The 19,084-nt window shown below is 69.4% G+C and carries 17 protein-coding genes; 11 read left to right on the top strand and 6 right to left on the bottom strand.

Annotation, left to right across the window (positions count from 1 at the left end):
* The first annotated feature begins 54 nt into the window (after nt 1-54).
* The 9 genes from AB0N14_RS28130 to AB0N14_RS28090 all read left to right on the top strand — a co-directional run bounded on the left by AB0N14_RS28130 (nt 55) and on the right by AB0N14_RS28090 (nt 9,876).
* Nucleotides 55-750: a ParA family protein gene (locus AB0N14_RS28130; protein ID WP_366028508.1), complete on the top strand. Its 696-nt coding sequence runs from the start codon at nt 55-57 to the stop codon at nt 748-750.
* Nucleotides 747-971, top strand: a complete 225-nt coding sequence (locus tag AB0N14_RS28125) for a hypothetical protein (protein ID WP_366028507.1) — start codon at nt 747-749, stop codon at nt 969-971. The genes AB0N14_RS28130 and AB0N14_RS28125 overlap by 4 nt, the downstream gene beginning before the upstream one ends.
* Nucleotides 972-1,454: 483 nt before the next feature.
* Nucleotides 1,455-2,450: an ABC transporter permease gene (locus tag AB0N14_RS28120; protein WP_366028506.1), complete on the top strand. Its 996-nt coding sequence runs from the start codon at nt 1,455-1,457 to the stop codon at nt 2,448-2,450.
* Nucleotides 2,451-2,584: 134 nt separating this feature from the next.
* Nucleotides 2,585-4,171 (top strand): Na+/H+ antiporter, encoded by a 1,587-nt coding sequence (locus tag AB0N14_RS28115; protein WP_366028505.1) that lies wholly within the window; start codon nt 2,585-2,587, stop codon nt 4,169-4,171.
* 301 nt (nt 4,172-4,472) lie between these two features.
* Entirely contained in the window at nt 4,473-4,682 is a 210-nt protein-coding gene (locus AB0N14_RS28110) for a hypothetical protein (RefSeq protein ID WP_366028504.1), read from the top strand.
* A gap of 50 nt (nt 4,683-4,732) precedes the next feature.
* Nucleotides 4,733-5,824, top strand: coding sequence for a substrate-binding domain-containing protein (locus tag AB0N14_RS28105; RefSeq protein WP_366028503.1), 1,092 nt, complete (start codon nt 4,733-4,735; stop codon nt 5,822-5,824).
* 203 nt (nt 5,825-6,027) lie between these two features.
* A complete protein-coding gene (locus AB0N14_RS28100; protein WP_366028502.1) occupies nt 6,028-6,810 on the top strand; it encodes an ATP-binding cassette domain-containing protein in 783 nt (260 codons plus the stop codon).
* Nucleotides 6,811-6,932: 122 nt separating this feature from the next.
* On the top strand, nt 6,933-8,075 hold the full coding sequence (locus tag AB0N14_RS28095) for a sugar ABC transporter permease (RefSeq protein WP_366028534.1): 1,143 nt from the start codon (nt 6,933-6,935) through the stop codon (nt 8,073-8,075).
* A 142-nt stretch (nt 8,076-8,217) separates the two neighbouring features.
* On the top strand, nt 8,218-9,876 hold the full coding sequence (locus tag AB0N14_RS28090) for an N-6 DNA methylase (protein ID WP_366028501.1): 1,659 nt from the start codon (nt 8,218-8,220) through the stop codon (nt 9,874-9,876).
* 37 nt (nt 9,877-9,913) lie between these two features.
* On the opposite strand, the gene AB0N14_RS28085 is transcribed toward AB0N14_RS28090, so the two are convergent.
* The 4 genes from AB0N14_RS28085 to AB0N14_RS28070 all read right to left on the bottom strand — a co-directional run bounded on the left by AB0N14_RS28085 (nt 9,914) and on the right by AB0N14_RS28070 (nt 16,443).
* Nucleotides 9,914-12,049: a UvrD-helicase domain-containing protein gene (locus AB0N14_RS28085; protein ID WP_366028500.1), complete on the bottom strand. Its 2,136-nt coding sequence runs from the start codon at nt 12,047-12,049 to the stop codon at nt 9,914-9,916.
* A 67-nt stretch (nt 12,050-12,116) separates the two neighbouring features.
* Complete coding sequence (locus tag AB0N14_RS28080) at nt 12,117-13,355, bottom strand: restriction endonuclease (protein ID WP_366028499.1); 1,239 nt, start codon at nt 13,353-13,355, stop codon at nt 12,117-12,119.
* Nucleotides 13,352-15,169, bottom strand: coding sequence for a DUF4357 domain-containing protein (locus AB0N14_RS28075; protein WP_366028498.1), 1,818 nt, complete (start codon nt 15,167-15,169; stop codon nt 13,352-13,354). Before AB0N14_RS28075 ends, AB0N14_RS28080 begins: the two co-directional genes overlap by 4 nt.
* A 281-nt stretch (nt 15,170-15,450) precedes the next feature.
* Complete coding sequence (locus tag AB0N14_RS28070; RefSeq protein ID WP_366028497.1) at nt 15,451-16,443, bottom strand: phospholipase D-like domain-containing protein; 993 nt, start codon at nt 16,441-16,443, stop codon at nt 15,451-15,453.
* A gap of 273 nt (nt 16,444-16,716) precedes the next feature.
* On the opposite strand from AB0N14_RS28070, the gene AB0N14_RS28065 reads away from it, so the two are divergent.
* Nucleotides 16,717-17,217: a hypothetical protein gene (locus AB0N14_RS28065; protein ID WP_366028496.1), complete on the top strand. Its 501-nt coding sequence runs from the start codon at nt 16,717-16,719 to the stop codon at nt 17,215-17,217.
* Between the two features lie 232 nt (nt 17,218-17,449).
* Nucleotides 17,450-18,115: a hypothetical protein gene (locus AB0N14_RS28060; RefSeq protein ID WP_366028495.1), complete on the top strand. Its 666-nt coding sequence runs from the start codon at nt 17,450-17,452 to the stop codon at nt 18,113-18,115.
* Between the two features lie 122 nt (nt 18,116-18,237).
* Here AB0N14_RS28060 and AB0N14_RS28055 read toward each other — a convergent pair whose 3' ends face one another.
* The gene (locus AB0N14_RS28055) at nt 18,238-18,417 is read right to left on the bottom strand and encodes a hypothetical protein (protein ID WP_366028494.1); all 180 of its coding nucleotides are present in this window, start codon (nt 18,415-18,417) and stop codon (nt 18,238-18,240) included.
* 109 nt (nt 18,418-18,526) lie between these two features.
* Nucleotides 18,527-19,018 carry an ATP-binding protein gene (locus AB0N14_RS28050; RefSeq protein WP_366028493.1) on the bottom strand — a complete coding sequence of 164 codons (492 nt, stop codon included), beginning with the start codon at nt 19,016-19,018 and terminating at the stop codon, nt 18,527-18,529.
* Between the last annotated feature and the right edge of the window lie 66 nt (nt 19,019-19,084).

The raw sequence follows: 19,084 nt of genomic DNA, 5'->3' as shown, positions 1-19,084 counted from the left end.
TGCGGCTTCCCCACTGGCCCATACGAATGATTCACCGGCGCCGCAGGGTGAACGATGGGACCAGGTGCCTCGAGCCGGCGGCCGACGGCCGCCCGCGACCATACGTTGACTCCTGTGTCGCTGAGCTACGCCTTTGTGAACCTGAAGCCCGGAGTGGGAAAAACGACGAGCGCGGTCTGGTTGGCGCACGCACTTCACGAGTCGGGTATCCCACCGCTGCTGGTCGACAGTGACGCCGCCTCCTCCGCGCTGCGCTGGAGCGAATTGGCAGGTGGCTTCCCGTTCCCGGTGGTCGCTCTTCCCGTGGGCGACGTGCACCGGCGCGTGAACGACTTCCTCGGCGACCGCAAGGCCGTCGTCTTCGACGCCCCGCAGCTGGAGGACCACGCGCACATCACCCGGAGCATCATGAGGTACGCAAGCGAGTGGATCTTGCCGGTGACCCCGGCTCCCATCGAGCTGGATCGCATGGCGCCCATCGGCGGCGAGATGGGCGACGTACAGTCCCTGCGCGCCCAGCCGGCCCGTGCCGCCGTTCTGCTGAACCGAACGAATCGCGCCGAGGCCACCCGCACCGGTCCCGACGCCGACGCCCGCGAGGCTCTCACCGAGCGGGGATTCCACGTGTTGTCCACCCACATTCCGCGGCTCGACCTGTACGCCCAGTCATTCGGCAGTCCCGTCGACGTCAAAGGCTCGGCGTACATGGACCTCGCGGACGAACTCATCAAGCGACAGGACAAGGCATGAACCAGCGCAAGGACACCTACCGGGCCGCATTGCAGCGCGGACCGGACGCCGCCGTACCGCGTCCCGTCAAGGTCACTCGGCTGCACACCCGATACGTGCGGGTGACCATCGAGCTCGACGCCGGCTTCCCGCGCGACCTCATGCGATGGGCAGGGTCACCGGTGTCCGCGATGGCGCGGGTCGGCGCCGCTGCCCTGCGACCCCTGAGAAGCACCCCGTAAGCGGGGTGGCGCAGGCGCGCGTGCCCCGAACGGCGATCAAGGCCGCCGTACCCGTCAGGAGCGGTGTCGAGATCCACGGCGAGGTCTTGCGCCTCGGTCCAGAACCTGTCGTCCGCATCCTGGAGCCGAGAGGCTGCGTGCGTCAGGTGGCGGCGCGCGGCGGCGCGTGCCGCCTCGGCGTCACCTGCCTCGATCGCGGCGAAGATGGCGTGGTCAGCTCGGCTTCAGGATGATCGCCTGGCCTCCCGCGCCGGCCATGGCAACGTCGAGCGTGGACTGCGAGGTCACGGTCAGAGAGGTAGGACGAGGACGGCACCCTCGAGGTCCCCGGCGGGGTCGAGACGGGTCCGGCATGCCGGTGACGCCTCCGGTGCGGCAGCCGGGCGCCACCCTCCACGCCCCCATACGATCACGGCCATGGGCGAGCATGGGTACGCAGCGGAGCCTCGTCGGCAGCCTCGTCATGGCGGATGGTCGCGGCCGGTGTCCTCGCGCTTCGTGCCGGCCGTGGTGATCTCCCTCATCATCGCGGCCCTGGCCGGGCTCTTCGTCGGCGCCTACTGCTGGGCCATGGCCGATCCCGTTCCGCATCGCATCCCCGTCGCGGTGACGGGAGAGTCGGCCAAGGGCGAACGGTTCGTCGGTGCGCTGGAGGCCGCGCTCCGCACTTCGCTGGTCCTCCACCCGTATGCCGACTACGACAAGGCCCTCGCCGCGGTCGACGCGCAGCGGGAGTTCGCGATCCTGCAGCGCCACCCCGCCGGGGTGGAGGTCGACGTGGCGAGCGCGGCGGGTGCGTCGGTCGCCCGGGTCCTCAGCCAGAGTGCCCCAGCGGTGGGCCGGGCGCTGGGCATCCCCGTCCAGGTCAGGGACGTGAAACCGCTTCCGGCCACCGACCCGCAGGGGCTCGCGCTCTTCTACATCGCCCTGGGGTCGACCATCCTCGGTTTCGTCGGCGCCATCCAGCTCGGAGTGCATGCCCTGGCTCTGCGCCCCGCCGAACGGATCGCCGCCACCGCCGGCTACTCCGTGCTGGGCGGACTGTCCATCTGCGCCATGACCGACTGGGTGCTCGGCGTGGCACGGCTGCCGTTCGCCCAGTCGTGGGGAATCTGCGCGCTCACGATGTTCACCGCCGGCATGATCTTCACCGCGTTCCACACCTTCCTCGGCCGGTGGGCGCTGCTGCCGACGTGGCTGCTGCTGGTCATCCTCGGCAACCCCTCCTCCGGGGGTGCGGTCGCCTGGCCGCTGCTCCCTCCGCTCCTGGGCTTTCTCGGGCGGTACCTGCCACCGGGCGCGTCGGTGAGTGCCCAGCGCAACGCCATCTATTTCCCTCACGACCAGCACGTCGAGCCCTATGTCGTGCTCGCCGCGTGGTGCCTGGCCGGCACGTCGGTCTTCCTTGCCTGGCGTGCACGCCACCCCGGCAGCCCGGCGAACGCACCGGCCACCGCGCCCGGTGCGGGAAGCGCGTGATGAGCGGGCACCTGGATCGCCCTGTGGGTCGAGGTGCGCGAGACGTCGGCGGCTGCGTCGCCGCCCGCGGTCGGTTACGTTGATAAAGCCTGGTCAGAGGGTAGTGACAAGTCGTAACCACCCGGGGACGCACCATGACCGGCCTGACCGTCGTCCTTCTGCTCGTGGTCCTGGCCACAGCCGTGGCGACCGGTGCCCGGCGCTGGAGCCTCCCGGCCCCCTCGCTGCTCGTCGTCGCCGGTCTCGTCGTCGGGCTGATGCCGTGGGTTCCCGAGGTGCGCCTGCCGCCTCACACGATCAACGTGCTTGTGCTGCCGCCCCTGCTCTTCGCCGCGGCCGGGGAGATCTCCGTCCGCGACCTGCGCACCGTGTGGCGGCCCGTGACCGGCCTGGTCTTCGGCCTGGTCCTCGCCTCCGCCATCGCCGTCGGGTACGTCGCCCGAGCGATCACCCCGCTGACCGCCGCGACCGCGTTCATCCTCGGCTCGGTCCTGGCCAGCACCGACCCCGTGGCCGTGACCGCGCTCGGCCGGCGCTTGTCCCTCCCACCGCGCGTGCAGGCCATGGTCCAGGCGGAAAGCCTGTTCAACGACGCCACGTCCCTGGTCCTTTACAAGGTCGCCGTGGCCACCGCGGTTTCCGGCAGCGCCATCACCCTGTCCGGCACCGTCGAGCAGTTCCTGATCCTCGCAGGCGGAGGAGTCCTCATCGGCGCGGCGGTCGCCGCAGTGGTGACCCTCATCCGCCGACGGACCGAGGATCCCATACTGGACACCGTCATCGCCTTGGTCACTCCGTACGCCTCGTACGTCATCGCGGAGCAGTCGCACACCTCGGGCGTGACCGCCGTCATCGTGTCCGGCGTCGTGCTCGGGAGCACCGGTCACCAGCTCAGCAACGCCCCCATCCGGCTCCAGGTCCACGCCGTCTACGACACCGTGGCCTTCCTGCTGGAGAGCGTCGTCTTCGCCCTCATCGGCCTGCAGCTCCCCTCCGCCGTCCGCCAACTCGCGCACGACGAGCGCGGCTGGCCGCTGTGGGTGCCGGTGATCGCCTTCACCGTGCTGGCGATCCGCCTGCTGTGGGTCTTCCCGCTGTCCGCCCTGATGCAGCACCGGCACAGTGCGGGCGACGGTCGTCTCTCCTGGCGCGTTCCGGCCGTCCTGTCCTGGGCAGGCACCCGAGGCGTCATGCCGCTGGCCGCCACGCTCTCCATCCCCCTGACCACCGACGCAGGGGCTCCGCTGCCGCACCGGGCGCTCATCCTCACACTCACCACCGGGACCGTCGTGCTCACTCTTGTCTTCCAGGGGTTCACCCTCGCCTCTGTCGTCCGCCGCTCCGGCATCGCCCTGGAACCGGAGCACACCGCCCGCGAGGAGGCCAGGACCCGCCGGCACATCGCCCACTCCGCTCTCGAAGAGCTCAAACAGCTCGGCGATCTGGATCAGCTCGCCGAACTGGGTGGCGCCGCCGAGGCTGCCTTGAAACAGGCCCGTCGCCATCTGGAAGCGCGTATCCACCAGGTCGAAGACGCCGACTCCAGCGACCCGGACGCCCGTCCTGCCGACGTCTACCGCGAGATACGCCGGACACTCATCGCGATCGAGGCGGCCGAGCTCCAGCGCCTCTACGAAGCCAACAAGATCAGCGACGCTACCCGGCGCCGGATCCAGCACGAACTCGACCTCGAAGAAGCCAGCCTCCGGGACCGCGGCTGACTGCCGGCCGGTGACCCGCTCCTGCGGGGCCGGGTATGACCGGTTCTCCGACGCTTGGTGCCTCCGCCGGCGCGTGCCACCCCCATGGACCCGGTGCGCTCGCAGGTCGTCGCAGCCGGTGCCAGACTGACGACGTGGCCGTCATGTCACTCTCGGGCGGCACGTTGCGGGCGCAGAGCGCCGACGCCCGCATCGTGGCCGTCCGCCGTCCGCCGTCCGCCGTCCGGCGGACCTCGGCCCGCCGGTACACGTGGCATGGTGAGGAGGCCGGGTACCGCCGTGCACAGTCAGGGAGGCGCCCGTGCCCGCTGGACGACCTGTCCTGTCGACGGCCGCCGAGGGCCCCGCCGCCGAACGGCGCAGCCGTGCCCACGTGCGCCGCCGGGCCGACGACTGCGGGCCCGGGACTTGTCGCGACCGGGACGTGTCCCGCCGGGACCTGTCCCGACCCGGGATCCGCCCCGACCCGGGACCTGTGGAAACCTGCCGGCCCGAGGCCGCGCTCGGCTGAGGACCTGATCAGGCCTCGCCCCGGTGGGAAGGCCCAGGGAGGTCTCCCGCATGAAGACCTGGATACGGAACGCCGTCCTCGCTGTGACCGCGGTGTCGGTGGCCGTCGCTCTCGCGGCCTGCGGACAGGGCGGTGGGAGCGCTGTCGGCGGCGGGAGCGGTCGGAGCATCGGCCTGCTGATGCCGGATGCGGTCACGTCCCGCTGGGAGAGGGACGACACGCCCCTGCTGGAGAAGAACATCAAGGAGTTGTGCGGCGACTGCACGGTCGAACACGCCAACGCCCGGGGCGATGTGGCCACCCAGCAGCAGCAAGTCGACTCCATGATCACCAGGCGGGTCGATGCGCTGGTGCTCGTGGCGGTCGACGCCAGGGCGCTCAGTTCCGCGGTCGGGAAGGCGGATCAGGCGGGTATCCCGGTGATCGCCTACGACCGCCTCTCCGAGGGTCCCATCTCGGGCTATGTCTCCTTCAATGGTCAGGAGGTCGGCAGGCTCCAGGGCAGGGCGCTCCTGCAAGCCATGGATGACAGAAGGCACGGCGACGAGATCGTCATGATCAACGGCGACCCCACCGACCCCAACGCTGTCGCGTTCAAGGAGGGAGCCCTGTCGGTGCTCAGAGGCAAGGTCAAGATCGGCAAGGTGTTCGACACGCCCATGTGGCGGTCGGACCTCGCCAACATGAGCATGTCGGGAGCCATCGCCGACCTGGGCGCCGACCACATCGACGGCGTCTACTCCGCCAACGACGCCCTCGCCTCCGGCGTCATCTCCTCCCTCAGAGCGAACAAGATCAGCCCACTGCCCCCGGTCACCGGGCAGGACGCGGACCTCGGAGCCGTCCGGCGCATCGTCGACGGCGAGCAGTACATGACCGTCTGGAAGCCGTTCCGGCCCGAGGCCGCCGCGGGTGCCGCCATGGCCGTGGCCGCCGCCCGGCGCGAGAGCCTCGACCGCGTCGCCACCGGCAAGGTGAGCAACCGCAGCGAGAAGGCGGTTCCGGCCGTCCTGCTCACCCCGGTGGCCGTGACCGTCGGCAACGTCAAGGACACCCTCGTGAAAGGCGGGGTGTACACGATCCAGCAGATCTGCATTCCCCGACTCAGGGCGGCCTGCGACAAGGCCGGACTCACCGGATAGGCCGAACAGGCCGAATGGGTCGAACAGGCTGAATGGGTCGAACAGATCGAATGGGACGAACAGGTCGAATGGGACGAACAGGTTGAACGGGCCGAACGGGCCGGATGGGACGAACAAGTCGACGGACCGACGAGGCCGGACAGGGCCGAACTGGCCGGACGGGCCGGACAAGCCGGTTCACCACGGCCGGGCCCGGGAAGGAGATGGTTTCCGTGCCGGCTCAACCCCTGCTGGCACTGCACGGCGTCTGCAAGCGCTTCGGCGTCGTTCAGGTCCTCACCGACATCGAACTGGAGGTTCGAGCCGGTGAGGTCGTGGCGCTTCTGGGCGACAACGGGGCCGGCAAGTCCACCCTGGTCAAGGTGATCTCGGGCGTCGCGCCCGCGGACACGGGCGTCATCGAGTGGGAGGGCCGGCCGGTGCAGATCAGGCGTCCCCACGACGCCCGGGGACTCGGCATCGCCACCGTCTACCAGGACCTCGCCCTGTGCGGGAACCTCGACGTCGTCGGCAACCTGTTCCTCGGGCGCGAAATCCGAAGGTGGGGATTCCTCGATGAAGTGGAGATGGAACGCTGTACCCGGGACCTGCTGAAGCGCCTGGCGACCGGCCTGGTCGATCTGCGCTCCCCGGTCGTCTCCCTGTCGAGCGGCCAGCGGCAGATGGTCGCCATCGCGCGCTCGCTCCTCGGCGACCCGCGGCTCCTCCTCCTGGACGAGCCGACGGCGTCCCTCGGATTCCAGCAGACCGCCGAGGTCCTGGAGCTCGTCGACCAGCTGCGTGACCGCGGCATGGGGGTACTGCTCATCAGTCACAACATGGCCGACGTCAAAGCTCTCGCAGACCGGGCGGCGGTGCTGCGACTGGGCCGCAACAACGGCTTCTTCAACGTGAACACCGCGTCTCAGGAAGAGATCATTTCCTCCATCACCGGGGCCACGGAGAACGTTCCGCATCGGGTGGCCCACCGGGAGGTGGAGTGGTGAAAGAGAGCCGCAAGAGGGCAGACGAGACGCGGGCCGCCCCCGTCGCCCCCCGTCAGCCGCAGCCCGGGCGGAAGATCGTCCCTGTCGTGGCGGGCTGGGCCGCTGCGTCCCGGCGCAGGTTCATCGCCGGCGAACTGGGCTCGCTCCCGGTCATCCTCGTGCTCGCCTCGGTGTGGATCGTCTTCCAGTCCCTCAACCCCAACTTCCTCTCACCTCGGAACCTGTCCAACCTCAGTGTCGACATCGTGGGTACGGGCCTGATCGCGGTCGGCATCGTCTTCGTGCTGCTGATCGGCGAGCTCGACCTGTCGGTCGGCTCGATCAGCGGCCTCGCGGCGGCCGTCTTCGCCGTACTGAACGTCAACAACGGCATGCCCGAATGGCTCGCCGTCATCCTCGCCGTCCTCACCGGCACGGTGGCGGGGACCATCCAGGGCTTCTCCGTCGCCCGGACCCGCGTACCCGCGTTCGTGGTCACGCTGGCGGGACTGCTGACCTGGAACGGCGTCATGCTCTACATCCTCGGCACCACCGGCACCATCGACCTCGACGAGAACGGTTTCGTCGCCCAGCTGACCAGCCACTACTTCGGCCACCACAGCGTCGCCTACGGTCTGGCGGCGTTCGGCGCCGGCCTGTTCTTCCTCATCTCCTACCGGGACAGGCGCCGCCGGCGCGCCCTCGACCTGCCACACCGCTCGCTCGGGGAGATCGGGGTACGAACGGGAGCACTCGCGGTGGTCGCGTTCGGCGCCGCCTGCGTACTCAACCGGTTCCAGGGCCTGCCGCTGGCCCTCCTGATCTTCCTCGTCATCACGGCCGGCCTGGACGTCCTCCTGCGCGGCACGCACTACGGACGGCAGGTCTACGCACTCGGCGGCGGCATCGAGGCGGCCCGCCGCGCCAGTCTCAGCGTGGTCTGGGTACAGACCGCGGTGCTCGCGTTCTCGGGCACGATGGCCGCGATCGGCGGCCTGTTCCTCGCCTCACGGATCACCTCCGTGAGCCAGTCCTCCGGTTCCGGCGTCCTGCTGCTGAACGCCATCGCGGCCGCGGTCATCGGCGGCACCAGCCTGTTCGGCGGACGCGGTACCACCTGGTCCGCGGTGCTCGGCGCACTGATCATCCAGTCGATCTCCTCCGGCATGGCGATCACGGGCATCCCGATCGCCCTCCAGTTCGTGATCACCGGCGGAGTCCTCTTCGCCGCAGCGGTCATCGACGCGCTGTCACGACGCTCGCAGGAGGCGCATGGGCGGGCGTGAGGGGCCTCCGATTCCGGCCTGCCGCCCGCGGCGGCGCGAAAAAAGTGGAAGAGTAAACGAAAAGAAACTCTCCTCATTCGTTTACGCCGTCAACGAGTCATTTGATTGAAGGGCTGACGCGGCCCTGTGTACGGTGGCTCGCATGGCAGACACACCCGCCACCTCGGGCACTCCCTTGGTCACCGGCTCCGAGATCGCCCGGCTCGCGGGCGTCACCCGGGCCGCTGTCTCGAACTGGAGGCGGCGGTACGACGACTTCCCCGCGCCGGCGGGCGGCGGTGTGAACAGCCCGCTTTTCGACCTGGCCGAAGTGAAGGCATGGCTGGACAAGCAGCGCAAGGGACGGGACCTCTCGGAGGAGGTCCAACTGTGGCAGGCCCTGCGCAGTGCCTACGGTGATGAGATGATCGCCGCTGTCGCGGATGCGGCGCAGCTCGTTGCCGGGCCAGAGAAGAAGGCCCCGGCCGCGCTGCCCGAGGATGCCGTCCGATTGGTGCGCGGCTTGGTCGAGAGCAGTTCGGCGGGGGATGTGGTGAACGCTCTCGCCGAGCGCTTCACCGATTCGGTGCGACGGGCGGGATCGGACCAGGTCACCTCACCGCGGATCGTGCGCGCCGTGCGGCATTTCGCCGGTGAGGTGGAGGTGGATGCGACACTCTTCGACCCGGCGTGCGGTACAGGAACCCTTCTGCTCGCCGTGGGCCCCCAGAGCGGGCCGAGGCGGTGCGGACAGGAGGCCGATGCCCGTAGCGCCAGGTTCGCGCAGCTGCGAGCCGACCTCAGCGGACGTACCCGCGTCGACATCGTCACGGGGGACTCCCTGCGTGACGACCGGTGGGCCGATCTCAAGGCGGACCTGGTCGTGTGCGATCCGCCCGTCGGCGACACCGACTGGGGACGGGAGGAGCTACTCCTCGACTCCCGCTGGGAGCTCGGCACGCCCTCGCGCGCCGAGGGAGAGCTTGCCTGGTTGCAGCATGCCTACGCGCACACCGCACCCGGCGGCCGCGTCCTCATGGTCATGCCCGCCTCGGTCGCCTACCGCAAGGCGGGCCGCCGCATCCGCGCCGAGCTCGTACGCCGCGGCATCCTCACCCAGATCACCGCGCTGCCGCCCGGTGTGGCGGCATCGCATGTACTGCCTGTGCATATTTGGCACCTGCGCCGCCCGCATTCCCTCGGTGACGCAGGCACCAGTGTGCGGATGGTCGACCTGACCACGAACGACCCGGACGGCTCGCTGGACCCACGACTCGATCAAGTGGCGGACGTCTCGCTGATCGAGCTCCTCGACGACCTGGTAGACCTGACTCCAGGCCGCCACGTGGAGGGGTCCCATCGCGACTACGCGGCCGAATACCAAGCGCTGCAGAGGGAGCTGACCGAACAGGTCCGGCTGTTGGCCGAGCCGCTACCTATGCTGAGGGCGGCCGGCGGACCAAGCACCTTGGACGGTGCCTCCGTCAGCGTCGCCGACCTCGCGCGCGCCGGCCTCGTCGAGTACGGCGATCCGGAACCGGTTTCGGCCAGCGACCAGCTCGACACCGACTTCCTCCAAGGCTTTCTGCGCAGCGCGGCCAATACTCGCCGCTCCACGAGCGCCAGCGGTACCTTCCGGCTCGACGGCAAGGGAGCCCGTGTCCCGCAGATGGACATCGCCGAGCAGCGGCGGTACGGGGCCGCATTCCGCGCCCTTCAGGAGTTCGAGGAGCGGGCGAGGAGACTGGCGGAGCTGAGCCGGGAGGCCGCTGCGCTGGCGCGGGACGGCCTCTGTAACGGCGCTCTGGCACCCGACGACTGACGAACCGTCGCTCCTGGGGCCCGCCAGGGCCGCTACGTCACGTCGCCGGTGGTACGAACGAGCTGGCCGTCCCGCTCCACGACACCGCGAGCGCTTCCCGGGCTCGCGTGCTGGCGACGAACAGCAGGCACCGCTCGCGCAGCAGGTCGGACTCGTGCTGGAGTGCGTCCACCGAGGCCGGCGTCACCTCGCGTGCGAACGGCACCGCGCTCGCCGTCACTCCCAGCACGGCGACGCAGCGGAACTCGAGCCCCTTCATGGCGTGCATGGTGGCCAGACGCACCCCGTCGACGTCCGGCGCAGGATTGTCCCGGACCCGGACCACCGGCACTCCGGCGGCGGTCAGCTTGTCGTAAGCCTTGTCGAGCAGCACGTTGAAGCGCGCGCACACACCTACTTCGGAGGGGCGGATGCCCTGCGCGATCCACCCTTCCACGCGCTCGACGAGGGCGGCCACCTCTGCCTGCTCCGATCCGTACGCGTCCACCTGCGGTCTGCGGCCGTGCAGCAGCGAGCGGTAGCCGGCCAGCGTGTCACTGCCCTCGCCGCCCAGGTCGTCGACCGACACGGGGCTGAGTATCCCCGTCGACCAGGCGAGGATCTCTTCGGTGCTGCGGTAGTTGATGCGCAGGCGGTGGGTGCGCCCGGTGACCGAGATGCCCAGTGACCCGAGGGAGACCCTGGAGTCGTAGATCCGCTGGTGCGGGTCGCCCGTGATGAACAGGTCGTCACTGCCGGGTGCCACCGCGCCGCGCAGGACGCGCCACTGGGCCGGGTGGAGATCCTGTGCCTCGTCGACCACCACGTGATCGTGCGTGGGCGTCGAGGCGGCCAACAGCTCGGCGGCCCGTGCGCACACCTTCAGGTGCGTGGTGGCCTTCTGCTCACGCAGCAACGACTCGAACAGCTCGACGGCGGGCCACAGTTGGTCTCGCTTGGCCGGCGACAGTGCGCTGCCACGGCCGCGGCGGGTCGCCGCGCGGTACGCGTCGAGGCTGCGCAGGTCCTGGGCCAGGATCACGTGCCGGTACTCCTGCGCCAGGAACTGCTCCGTCCACGGCAGCCCGAGCTTCTTGGCGACCCGCTGCCACAGCTGCCGTTCCTCCCGGTCGTTGATGGGGGAGGGGGCCTTGCCGTCGAGGCGGGTCACGATGCCGTGCGCATAGGCGTTGACCGTCGTCACCTCGACGCGGGCGAGCAGCGACTCGTCCCCGTCGAGGAGGAGGGAGAGGTTCTCGCGCAGCGAGGCAGCCAGTGCGTTGGTGTAGGTGGTCAGCAGGACCCGGGTGTCCGGCGAGCGACTGAGGAGGTGCTTCACCCGGTGGAGCGCCGCGACCGTCTTGCCGGTACCCGGACCACCCGTGACCTGGACCGGTCCGCCGTACGACACCCGGTAGGCGACCCGTCGCTGCGAGGGGTGCAGGAACACCCGCCAGGCCGCGAACGGCTTCTCCAGGATGTCGGCGAGCTCTTCGGGGCCGGTGACCAGGGTGATGCGGCTCGTGGTGTTGGCGATCGCCACGGCGAGGCTCTCGTCCGGTTCGGGACCGGCATCGACGGGACGCCGCACGGCGACCACATCCCGGTAGACCTCCTCCGGACCGAACCCTTCGGCGAGGTACTGCAACACCTCGAACTGGTCCTCGGGCAGCAGTGTCCCGAACGCCTCCAGCTGCGCCTTGTCCACGATGGTGCGGACCGCACGCAGCACCTGATCGTCGATGCCGAGCTCGCGCAGCACAGTGTCCGAGTAGGCGGCGAACAAAAGGGCATCGGCGGCGGCCGCCGCCTTCTCCAGCTGCGGGGTCAGCTGCTCGATCGCCACCACGTTGCGCACCTCTAGCGCCCTGGTCGCGGAGTTCGTCGTGTACAGCCGCTTGGCAGCCCAGGTGTACGCGTCGTCGTGGGGAACGACGTTGACGAGCAGGAACACGTCACTTCCGTCGTCCGGGGCGAGAACGACACCGCGCCAGAAGTCGTTGATGCGGATGGTCCGCATACGCGGATCCCGGGCGTTCTCGACGGACTCCAAATGCAGCCCCTTGTCCGCCTGCATTTCCGGAACGGTGAGCTGCTGGAACTTCTGCATCGCCTTGCGCACGCCGGCCCTGACGGGCCTCTCGAGGACGTCGTAGCTCTCCCAGAAGCTGTTGGCGAACGCGAGCTGCGGCACGACGTGCACTCCCCACCCTGAACGGACACTGCGCAGTCGATCATACGCGCGGGGTGGTCAGCGCAGGTCAGTCGCGTCGCACGCCGGTCATGCGCTGGGCGACGGCCGAGATGTCCGCCAGGAGCCCCGCCGGCTCCTGATCCAGGTCGAGGGCGTGCTGGTGGATGACGATGCCCGCGTGACGCACTCGGTGGGCCGCGTGCGAGGCGTTGCCCTTGGCGTACACGAGGTGTCCTTCGCGCAGACGCAGGGCGGTGCAGTACGCCAGCATCTGGTACAGGTCGGCGTCCGGGAAGCCGCCCCACTTCTCCGCCTTGTACTTCGCGTCCGCCACCGCGCACGGGGTGCCGTCCGGCCCGTACAGCACGAAGTCCGGCTTCATCCGGATCGCGGCGGCGTCGTCGAGGTGGTGCGTGTCCTGGAACCGGGCGGAGAACCCCGAGCCGCGAAAAGCCTCCCGCAGAGCGACCGTGACGAAGTCCTCGAAAAGCTTGTTCATGTCGAGCAGGAATCCGTCGATCCGCAGCCCGCCCGGCGCGTGCTCGACCGAGGTGCCGTCGAGCACGGCGCGGGCGAGGTGCAGCGCATGGTGGTACCGGGCGTTGAGGCGGGTCGGCCGCCACTCGGGAACCGGCTGCCCACGCACGATCGCCGGGACGTCGGCGAGTCGGGCACGCTGGTGCAGCAGTCTCCGGCGCACGTCGCGCGGTACACCGGGCAGGCGCAGCAGACGTTCGACGGCCGTGCGCAGGATGCGGTTCTCCGCGATGTCGGTGGTGAACTCGTCGTAGGCCACCTCCACGGGCAGCGTCGCCCCGAACCGTCGCCGTATCTGCTCGGCCTCCCGGATCCGGCCGCGGACGACGAGAGCTGTCTCCTCCGTCGCCCGGTACCCTTGCAACAGGCCCTGTCGCAGCGCCCGGTCCACCTGCCGCTCCACGGCGTGCGCGAGTGCGGGCAGCACATCGCGGTGCTCGGCCACCTCGACGTCCCCGTCCCGCCATGTGCCTTTGGGGTCGAGGCTGTAGCCGAGCAGGAAGAAGAGGCGCGCGATGGGCACCTTCGGCCTGACGCGCACGGTGAACGACTCCCTGCCGCCCGGCACCGCGACGGCCACCGCGCCGACCTTGCTGCCGGCGCGCAACGACCAGCGGCCGGGGGTGTAGGGATCGGGTGACGCATCCACGACACCGCCGGCGGCGAGGGCCCGGCCGATGCCATCCGGCAGGGCGATGCTGATCGCCGGCGCGTGCTCGACGAGCTCGACGGACGATGCCGGCCCCTCGACTTCAACGACGGCTGTCACGCCAGGGACTCCCGCAGCGCGGCCAGCCCGTACCGCTTCTCGATGTCCACGCCTTCCCCGTAGTGGTGCTCCTCCAGAAGCGGAAGGATCTTTGTCCGCCAGGTCCGCTCCAGACCGCCTTCCCGAAAGACCCCCTTCTTCATCAGGTACGAGGGCCCGATGCGGAAGTCTGGGTCATCGATACGGGAGTTGAGCGCGTCGAGCAGATCGGCGGGCTCGGCGTCCTTGCCCTCCCTGACCAGCCAGCGGCGCAGCAACCCGCTCGTCGGCTCCGTTCGGGGCGACAGCTCGACGAACGCGAAACGACGGCGCATGGCCGCGTCGACGAGCGCGATGGACCGGTCCGCGGTGTTCATGGTGCCGATCACGAACAGGTTCGGCGGCAGTGCGAAGTCGTCACCGGAGTAGGTCAGGCGCACCGACTTGTTCCGGTACTCCAGCAGAAAATACAGCTCGCCGAAGACCTTCGCCAGATTGGCGCGGTTGATCTCGTCGATGATCAGGAAGTGCGGGATGTGCCGGTTGCCCTCCCGGGAAGCGAGGTCGGCGAGTTCGCGCAGCGGCCCGGCGGTGAGCCGGAAGGCGACCTCCCGGGTCTCCGGGTCCTCCTGCGGCCGGAAGCCCTCGAAGAAGTCCTCGTAGGAGTACGAGGGATGGAACTGTACGAGCTTGACCTGCTCGGGGCCTCCGCCCAGGAACTCCGCCAGCTTCAGCGCGAGGTACGTCTTTCCGGTGCCGGGCGGCCCGTACAGCACGAGCTGCCGCTCGTCCCAGAGCAGATCCCGAACCTCGCGCAGCCATTCCACGCCGTGCACGAGGAGTTCGGCGGCCAGTTCGTCCGTCGGCTCGGGCAGTTGGAGCTCGCGGCGGGCGGTGAGCGCAGCGAGCTCGACGCTCGGATCGCGTTCTATGGCCTCGGCTTCCTCGACCAGCTCCTGATCGCTCAGACCCAGCCCCTCCACGAGGGCCTGAACGGACGACAGGTCGACGACGTCGTGCTGGATGGACAGCCTCTGCTGCAGTTCCTCGGGCAGTTCGTCGTAGGGGTGGCCATCGGGCTGCCACTCCACGGGACGGCGCAGATTGGACCGCCGGTCCTCGGACTCCGTCTGCTCCACCTCACCGGTGACCTCGCCGACGTACAGTCGGCCACCGGAGATGGTGCAGATCGTGTCGCCGGGCTTCATGCGCGACAGGAACGCGTGGAACTCCTCCACCAACTGCTGCTTCTGGCTGTAGGTGGCCGTCGACTCGTAGTCCTCCTGGACCAGTGCGCGCAGCTGGTCCTTGCTGATGCCCTGCTCGACACCCTGCCGCAGCCGCGCCGCGGCAAGGGTGACCCGACCCTCGGGCAGCCAGAGGCGCTGGACGAGGTCCAGCCCGCTGACGTTCGAACCACGTACCAGCCACGGCCGGTTCGGGCCGGGCCAAATCCCTGGCATGAAGTCGGCGAGGGGCCGGCCGTCATCGGCCTTCCAGTCGAACCAGCCGTTCGGGTTGCGACCCGTCAGTACCGCTGCCGCTCTCGATGGGGAACCGAAGGTGATCGCTTCCGTCGTCTCCAGCCAACCGGGCCACTTCCCGGACGGCCCGATCCGCCCCTGCCGAATCAGCTCGTCGCGCTGCCGATGGGCGGCCACCGCGCGGGTGGCGAACGACGGCACGATATCAGGCCGTACGGGCTGGCCCGCGTCTACGACGAAGCTGCGGCTTCCGTTGTCGCCCACCTCGTTCGTAGGGCGCCCCTGGGCGACCGGCCCGCCGTTCGGCAGCCTGAGATAGAACTCCGGGTACCGCAGGCCGTCGTCGGCCATCGTCACCACTCCTCCCACACCGCGCAGAAGATCCACCGAGAACGATAGGGCCCTCCTCTGACAACGAGGCTTCAAGGGAGGCAGAGCCGCCAGCTCTGCGGCGGGCCTCCGTCCGCAGGTGCTCCCGGTCCTGCCGGCGCGGGCAGGTCTGCGTGACGGTCGAGGCGGGGCGACGCCTGCCTCACGCCGGCGACGCGATGGACGCCGAAGGGTGTGCCGACTCCCGATGCCCGCGGAACAGCGGTGACGCAGGGCATCGGGGTGGGATCACCGGCTCCGGGTCATGCTGGAGTGCCGCCCGAGTAGTCGCTGTTGAAGGTGGTCTCAATGGTGGTGGCCACGGGCTCCGCCACCCCGGTACCCGTGAGGATGAGGCCCAGTTCGCGGTTGTTGTTCAGCGAGTTGCTGCTGATGTTCATGGAACCCGCCTCCACCTTCTGGGTGGACAGACCATAGTCGGCGACCATCGCCTTGGCGTGGATGTAGAAGCCGTTGGGGTCTGAGTAGCCGACGACGGTGCCGCCCGCCGCCTTGATCGCGGACACCTCGCTGGAGTAACTGGACGGGTTCTCCAGGACCACCCGCACGGCCACGCCCGCCTTCGCACGTGCCACGACGGCATTGACCACTGAGCTGTCGCTGAGCTCCAGTTCCTCGACATCGAGCTTCGCGGTGGCGCCGTTGATGACGGACAGCAGGCGGTTGCGGGAGTCGGTGGGGGACCAGAGCAGATGGTCGCCGTCGGTCGGAGTGATCGAGGTGCCGCCGTAGTCGGCGTTGAAGACCTTCTCGATCGAGGCGACGTCGCGGCTGTCGTCGTCGAACACGCCGTAATCACGGCTGGTCGTGTAGTACTGGGAGGTGAGGTTGCCCGTCATGATCAGCGACTTGACGGCGTCCACCGTGATGGTCTTCTGGTGGGTGTAGACGAAGGTGGACGGCGACCACACCACTCCCACGCCCGCGCTCTTCAGGGAGTTGTACGCCGAGCTGTTCGCGCTCTGGTGCTGGCGATCCAGGATGACCCGCACGGTGACGCCCTTGTTCTTCAGGGCTATGAGGTCGTTGACCGCCGTGGTGTCCTCCAGCTCGTACATCGTCATGTCGAGGGAGGTGGTGGCCGAGTTGATGAAGTCGTAGATGGTGGGCTGGCTGCCGCTCTGCGAGAAGGCGAACGCGGTGTAGCTCGCGGCGTTCGCGGGGAGGGCGGTGGCGAGTACGGCGGCGCCGGCGGCCAATGCGACACCTGCACGGCCGAGGACCTTCCACAGCATGCGTGACTCCTGGTCGAGTTGACGTTCGGAGTGGGGGATGGGCGCGTGCATGACACCACGCGCGTAGAAGCCGAGGAAGGGCAGCGCGGTTAACTTGGCATGACCGACAGGCCGTGCGCGCGGTCAAAACGGACCCCGCGCAGGTGGAAGGCGGTGTGAGCGATCCCCTCGAAAGCGCAAAGATTTCGTAAGCGACGGGCCACGATCGCGTCCGTAGAGGATGACTGTGCCGCTGGTGCGCCGAGCGGCCGAGCCCCGGCTATCGTGATCGGCATGCCGTCCACGCACCTGCTGATCATCGGAGACCGCGCCGCCCTGAGCTGGGTGGTGACCGAGCAGCGGATGGCGTTCCCGGCGGGGCGGTCCCAGACGGCCCGTGCCCTGCAGGAGGGCGACGAGGTCTTCCTCTACACCACGCGAGGCTGCTTCGGGAATCCGACGCGCGACCTGGGACGTGTCATCGGCCGGGCTTCGGTTGCCAGTCCCGTGCGGGTCCTGGACGAACCGGTGGTCTTCGGGGAGCGCACGTTCACGGAGGGCTGCCGCCTGGAGGTGTCCGGGCTGGCGGGGTTCCGTGAGGGGCTCGTCCTGCGCGACCTGGTTCCGCGGCTGTCCGTGTTCCCGGACCCGGCGACGTGGAGCGTCCGGATGCGGCGGGCGTCGTTGACGCTGCCGCCGGGGGATGCCGACCTTGTGCGTACGGAGCTGAAGCCGCTGTTGCGTCCCTACGACGAGGCTGTCGAGCAGTACCGCTGGGACCCTGCGTCAAGTTGAGCCAGTGTGCGGCTCCCCCTGCGCCTGTGCGAGACGTGTCGGCAACCGGCTTGCTTCTGACCGACGGCTGCCCTGCCGGACTCGATCCCCACTGACTGGCTGACCGGGCAACAGCGCGGTCATTCCCCTGGCTTACTACCTCCACCGACGCGGCCTGGGCGACAGCTACCGCACCTCGGACGCATTCAGGGACGACCGTGCGGCGATCCGCCGATGGCTCCAACGCTCGCTCATGAAGTCCGGCGTGTGGGGCAGCGGTCTGGACCGGTTGCTCACCGGTCTGCGTGCGACCCTGGAGAAGGAAGGCGGACAGGGCTGGCCGACCGAGGCCATCGAACGGGAGATGGCACGGCAGGGCAAGTCGCTCCGCTTCGAGCCCACCGAGATCGAGGACCTGCTGGACCTCAAGTACGGATCGAAGCGGCTGTTCCCGATGCTCGCGATGCTGTACCCGGGTGTCGACACCCGTGACCAGTTCCACGAGGACCACATCTTTCCGCGCAGCATCCTGCGCTCACGGGCCAAACTGCGCGCGGCCGGCCTTTCCGAGGAGGCGCTGCCTCTCATCGAGGACTGTGCGGACAGAGCGGCGAACCTGCAGCTGCTCAGGGGACCCGAGAACATCTCGAAGCAGGCCGCCCTCCCGGCCGCCTGGCTCCAGAAGCACTTCGAGTCGGATGCGGAGCGCGAGAGCTGGTTGCGGGAGTACGACGCCACCGGCCTGCCTGAGGACGTGGTGGGGTTCCCGGAGTTCTATGAAGCACGCCGGGCGCGCATGCGTCAGCGCCTTACGCGCCTCTTGGGGACGGCCACCCTCGCAGAGCAGGCGGTCGACACGCCGGATGCCCCGCAAGCCGTGCCGGACGACGAGCCCGATCCGGGAAACGAGGGGCTGTAGCCCTCCGGTCAGCGGCGGGTCGGGAACGATCTGCGGGGACTCATGCGCGCCCTGGGAGCAGGCGCTGACGTGCCCGCGCACGCGGGACGGCCCGCACGCTCGCACCGGACGCCACGGCACCCTCAGCGCTTCTCGGTGGACTTTATGTGGCCGCGTCCTTTCCCGGTCCAGCGGATGTCGATGCCGCCTTGGAGTTCGCGGCCGGAGCACCGGACGGTGACTCCGTTGCCTACGTCACCGGCGCGCTGCTGGGCGCCGTCCACGGCATCGAGGCACTGCCCGGGGAGCTGGTGAGCCGTCACAACTGGCGTGGGCGCTCGACACCTTGGCCCGCGACCTGCTGCTCGAGCTCGTGGATTCACCCAGCGGCGGCGAGTACGTCCCGGGCTGGTACCCGCACTGGTGGGACCGCTATCCCGGTTGGTGATCTCGCCTCCTAACCGTGCCGCTGCCGCGGCTCGCTGGGACCGAGGAGAGTTCGGCCCACACGGTCTTGCCGCCGGGCGGATACGGCTCTGTGCCCCAGCGGTCGGCCAGGGCGGTCACGAGGAGGAGGCCGCGGCCGGTCTCACTGTCGTGCGTGGTTACGAAGTCGTCCACCGCCGTGGGGAGTCGGTCACCGCGGGCGTCGGTGACCGCGATGCGGAGCACGCCGGCGGCCGGGTGGTCGAGGGTGAGGGCGAGACGGAAGTCGCGGCCCTGCACGCGGCCGTGCAGGACGGCGTTCGCGGCAAGTTCGGCGACGATCTGCTCGGCACGTTCGGTGACGGTGGGGGACAGCTCCCAGGAGCGCAGCTGCTCGTAGGCGAGCAGGCGGGCGAGGCGGGCTCCGCGGCGGGTGGACGACAGCTGCTGCGTGAACGTCCGTGCCGTGGAGGGGAGCTGGGGCGTGGTTGCGCTCATGAGGCCACGGTGACGGGCGGACGGGGTGTGTTCCAGAGGCGACTCCCGTACGGTACGTCGGCGTAC

The organism is Streptomyces sp. NPDC051104, from assembly GCF_040682835.1.
GTDB classification, from domain to species: Bacteria; Actinomycetota; Actinomycetes; order Streptomycetales; family Streptomycetaceae; genus Streptomyces; species Streptomyces cynarae.
This window is presented reverse-complemented; position numbering and strand designations above follow the sequence as displayed.

Bases quoted from the DNA above. Each gene is read 5' to 3' on its own strand.
- AB0N14_RS28050 (WP_366028493.1), bottom strand. From the start codon at position 19,018: ATGAGCGCAACCACGCCCCAGCTCCCCTCCACGGCACGGACGTTCACG.
- AB0N14_RS28130 (WP_366028508.1), top strand. From the start codon at position 55: ATGGGACCAGGTGCCTCGAGCCGGCGGCCGACGGCCGCCCGCGACCAT.
- AB0N14_RS28090 (WP_366028501.1), top strand. From the start codon at position 8,218: ATGGCAGACACACCCGCCACCTCGGGCACTCCCTTGGTCACCGGCTCC.
- AB0N14_RS28100 (WP_366028502.1), top strand. From the start codon at position 6,028: ATGGTTTCCGTGCCGGCTCAACCCCTGCTGGCACTGCACGGCGTCTGC.
- AB0N14_RS28115 (WP_366028505.1), top strand. From the start codon at position 2,585: ATGACCGGCCTGACCGTCGTCCTTCTGCTCGTGGTCCTGGCCACAGCC.
- AB0N14_RS28070 (WP_366028497.1), bottom strand. From the start codon at position 16,443: ATGCTGTGGAAGGTCCTCGGCCGTGCAGGTGTCGCATTGGCCGCCGGC.
- AB0N14_RS28075 (WP_366028498.1), bottom strand. From the start codon at position 15,169: ATGGCCGACGACGGCCTGCGGTACCCGGAGTTCTATCTCAGGCTGCCG.
- AB0N14_RS28065 (WP_366028496.1), top strand. From the start codon at position 16,717: ATGCCGTCCACGCACCTGCTGATCATCGGAGACCGCGCCGCCCTGAGC.
- AB0N14_RS28125 (WP_366028507.1), top strand. From the start codon at position 747: ATGAACCAGCGCAAGGACACCTACCGGGCCGCATTGCAGCGCGGACCG.
- AB0N14_RS28105 (WP_366028503.1), top strand. From the start codon at position 4,733: ATGAAGACCTGGATACGGAACGCCGTCCTCGCTGTGACCGCGGTGTCG.
- AB0N14_RS28060 (WP_366028495.1), top strand. From the start codon at position 17,450: ATGAAGTCCGGCGTGTGGGGCAGCGGTCTGGACCGGTTGCTCACCGGT.